The organism is Paraburkholderia fungorum (genome assembly GCF_902833645.1).
GTDB lineage: Bacteria > Pseudomonadota > Gammaproteobacteria > Burkholderiales > Burkholderiaceae > Paraburkholderia > Paraburkholderia fungorum.
In genome coordinates, this window is the sequence record NZ_CADFGE010000025.1 from 659 (window position 1) to 1,685 (window position 1,027).

General features: G+C 62.4%; 1 protein-coding gene. It reads left to right on the forward strand.

Going from position 1 to position 1,027, the window contains the following annotated elements; genetic code table 11:
- A partial coding sequence (locus HWX91_RS41030; protein WP_184108390.1) for an IS3 family transposase occupies positions 1 to 993 on the forward strand: 993 nt, incomplete at its 5' end.
- Positions 994 to 1,027: the final 34 nt, after the last annotated feature.

Consider the following 1,027-nt stretch of genomic DNA (forward strand, 5'->3'; position numbering starts at 1 on the left):
GGGGCACGCCGTGCGCGTGCGTGTGAGCAACTGGGGATCAGCGTGCGCAGTGTCCAGCGCTGGCGCGAGGCGCCGCAGGACGGCCGCACGCTGGCGCGGCGTGAAGCGCCTCCCAACAAGCTGGATGAGGCAGAGCGCCAGGCCGTGCTTGATGCAGCCAACCATCCGGATTATGCGAGTCTGACACCGCACCAGATCGTGCCGAAACTGGCCGACGAAGGGGTTTATCTGGCCAGCGAATCCACGTTCTACCGGATCCTGAAAGCGGCGGGACAGGGACAGCGTCGGGGACGGGCAAAGGCCCCGCAACGACGCACGCTCACGACGCATTGTGCCGATGGTCCGAATCAGGTGTGGTGCTGGGATATTACGTGGATGCCGACCACGGTCAGGGGCCGGTACTTTTACTGGTACATGATGAAGGACATCTACAGCCGCAAGCTGGTGATGAACGAGGTGTGGGAGCAGGAGTCGGCTGAGCACGCGAGCGAGCTGCTGCACAAGGGATGTCTGCGCGAAGGCATCGCCGGGCGTGCGCTGGTGCTGCACTCGGATAACGGCAGTGCGATGAAAGGCGCCACGATGCGCGCGGCCATGATTGATCTGGGGGTCGAGCCATCGTTCAGCCGGCCACGCGTCAGCAACGACAACGCCTTTGCTGAGTCGCTGTTCCGTACGGCGAAGTACTGTCCGTTATGGCCTGAAAAACCGTTCGATACGCTGGAGGCAGCCCGGGAATGGGTGCAGCGCTTCGTGCAGTGGTTCAACGAGGAGCACTGTCACAGCGCATTGAAATATGTCAGCCCGGGACAACGGCACCGAGGTGAAGCCAACGACCTTCTGGCTAGACGGCGTGCGCTGTACCAGAGCGCACGCATGCAAAACCCTGCCCGATGGTCGGGTGCCATCCGCAACTGGCACCTGGCAGACAAAGTCCATCTGAATCCGGAGCGCACCCTGGCATCGGCTCACAGATACAAGCAGGCAGCGTAACGGTTCAGGCGACAACTACCTTGACACACACCGC